Consider the following 2,406-nt stretch of genomic DNA (forward strand, 5'->3'; position numbering starts at 1 on the left):
CCGCCCTGATGGGCATCGATAAGGCAGGTAACCGAAGCGTACTCTATGGGGATCTTTCCGATGCCCCCAGCCTGGCGCGCTTCCTCTCGGCGCTCTGACAGCGCTGACGATGATAGCAACACGCATACTCAGCCGATCCTGACCCGCATCAACTCGTCCCAGCGGGTGGTGTAGCGCGGGGTGCGCCGCTCACAGCGCAGGGCCCAGGCGTTGCCACGACGCGGCAGGCCGAAGCGCACCGTGTCTCGCCCCATCTCGCGGTTGAGCCGATCCACCGTGGCCATCAGACGCTGGCTGCGGCCACGCTCGGCCTCGTCCTGCGCCGTCTCCAGCAGGGAGTGCTGGCGATGGTCGGCGTCCACCAGGTCGAGCAGCATGACCCCACACTTCTGGTAGCGATAGCCCGTGAGGAAGATCGCCGCAAGCCCGCGGCGGGCGGCCTCGAGCAGCTCACGGCTGTCATCGGTGGGCCGTACCAGGGGCACCACCACGCTGTTGCGATACTGGGGTTCGCCGGCGAGGAAGGGATTGGTACGCACGAAGACCATCACCGCCCGTGCCAGGCTGCCCTGGCCGCGCAGCTTCTCGGCGCCCCGGGCGCCATGCTGGCGAACCGCCGCCTCGAGGTCGTCGAAGGCCCCTGTCAACCGCCCGAAAGAGCGCGACACCAGGATCCGCTGGCGCGGCGTCGCCATGTCATCGAGGACGATCGCCGGGCGGCCGCGCAGCTCCCAGACGAGGCGCTCGAGCACCACCGAGAAGGCCCGGCGAATGCGCTTGGGGTCGGCCTCGCGTAGCTGCCAGGCCGTGTCGATGCCCATCAGCGCCAGCCGCTCGCCGCTGCGCCTGGCCACCCCCCACAACTCGGTCACCGGCCAGGTCTCGAGCACCCGGCGTGTCGCTTCACCCTCGGCCTGCAGCCAGCAGACGCCCTCGTAGGCGGGCTCGCGCTTGGCCAGATGGTTGGCCACCTTGGCCAGTACGCGGGTGGGCGCCAACCCCAAACTCACCGGAATACCGGTCCAGCGGCGCACGGTATCGCGCAGCCGGTGGCAGCGTGCCTCCAGGGTCTCCGGGGGGAAACCCTCGAAACCCACGAAGCTCTCGTCGATGGAATAGGCCTCCACATCCGGCGAGAACTCGCCCAGCACCTGGTGGACCCGTCGCGACATGTCACCGTAGAGGGCATAGTTACTGGAAAGCAGCACCGCCTGGCGGCGGATGGCCGGTGGCAGCAGATGCATCGGCGCCCCCATGGACACGCCCAGCGCCTTGAGTTCACCGGAGCGCGCCACCACACAGCCATCGTTGTTGGAAAGCACCCCCACCGGCCGTCCTTCCAGGCGCGGCGCGAAGACCCGCTCACAGGACACGTAGAAGTTGTTGCAATCGACCAGGGCGATCATGGCACCGCCCCCGGCAGGGCATGGAGCACATGGGTGACCACGCCCCAGACCTCGCATTCCCGGCCCTCCAGGGGAATGGCCGGGAAACGCGGGTTGCTGGCCACCAGGCAGGTGCGTCCGGCCAGCCGTTCCAGGCGCTTGACGGTGGGCTCACCATCCACGGCGATGATGATCACCCGGCCAGGCCGTGGCTCCAGGCTGCGATCCACCACCAGCAGGTCACCGTCGTGGATGCCGTCACCCAGCATGGAATCCCCCTCGGCACGCACGAAATAGGTCGAGGCCGGACGACGCACCACATAAGCATGCAGGTCGATCTCCACGTCCAGGTGGTCGTCAGCGGGGCTGGGAAACCCCGCCCGCACTCGACAGCCCATCAGGGGCAGGGAAGGCCCCCCGACGACGGGACTCGCCCGGCCGATCCTCCATGCCCTGATCCGGGAAGCGACTGTCATGGTCATCCCTCCAATTACTGTAAATAATTACAGTATCCGTCAGGCCAGCACCCTTGGCAACCGCCGCCCGAGACGCGACGATCACGCTCGCGCGGGTCCCACCCGGGACCTGTGCTAACGTGTCAAGACAACGACAACCTAACGTGTCAAGACAACGCCTGCCCGCATGGAGCCATGCCATGGACCAACGCACCCACCCCCTGCTCAACCGGCGGCCCTTCACCGAGAAGGGCAAGGTCGTCTCGGCCCGGGAAGCCATCGACCTGATTCGTGACGGCGACGCCGTAGCCACCGGCGGCTTCGTCGGCGTCGGTTTCGCCGAGCATCTGGCGGTGGCGCTGGAAGAGCGCTTCCTGGAAACCGGCCATCCTCGGGACCTGACCCTGATGTATGCCGCCGGTCAGGGCGATGGCAAGACCCGCGGGCTCAATCATTTCGGCCATGAAGGGCTGGTCGCCAGGGTGATAGGCGGCCACTGGGGCCTGGTGCCGACCCTGCAGAAACTCGCCATCGAGGGGCAGATACAGGCCTGGAACCTGCCCCAG

General features: G+C 67.5%; 3 protein-coding genes. 1 reads left to right on the plus strand and 2 read right to left on the minus strand.

Going from position 1 to position 2,406, the window contains the following annotated elements; all coding sequences use genetic code 11:
* Positions 1-128: 128 nt before the first annotated feature.
* A complete protein-coding gene (locus ACESMD_RS02315) occupies positions 129-1,406 on the minus strand; it encodes a Y-family DNA polymerase (protein ID WP_372609964.1) in 1,278 nt (425 codons plus the stop codon).
* Positions 1,403-1,861: a LexA family protein gene (locus ACESMD_RS02320; RefSeq protein ID WP_372609966.1), complete on the minus strand. Its 459-nt coding sequence runs from the start codon at positions 1,859-1,861 to the stop codon at positions 1,403-1,405. The genes ACESMD_RS02315 and ACESMD_RS02320 overlap by 4 nt, the downstream gene beginning before the upstream one ends.
* A gap of 179 nt (positions 1,862-2,040) precedes the next feature.
* On the opposite strand from ACESMD_RS02320, the gene ACESMD_RS02325 reads away from it, so the two are divergent.
* The coding region (locus ACESMD_RS02325) for a CoA-transferase (protein ID WP_372609968.1) at positions 2,041-2,406 on the plus strand (366 nt) is incomplete at its 3' end.

Origin of the sequence: Halomonas sp. (assembly GCF_041689495.1) — a bacterium.
Classification (GTDB): Bacteria; Pseudomonadota; Gammaproteobacteria; order Pseudomonadales; family Halomonadaceae; genus Halomonas.

Bases quoted from the DNA above. Each gene is read 5' to 3' on its own strand.
- ACESMD_RS02315 (WP_372609964.1), bottom strand. From the start codon at position 1,406: ATGATCGCCCTGGTCGATTGCAACAACTTCTACGTGTCCTGTGAGCGG.
- ACESMD_RS02320 (WP_372609966.1), bottom strand. From the start codon at position 1,861: ATGACAGTCGCTTCCCGGATCAGGGCATGGAGGATCGGCCGGGCGAGT.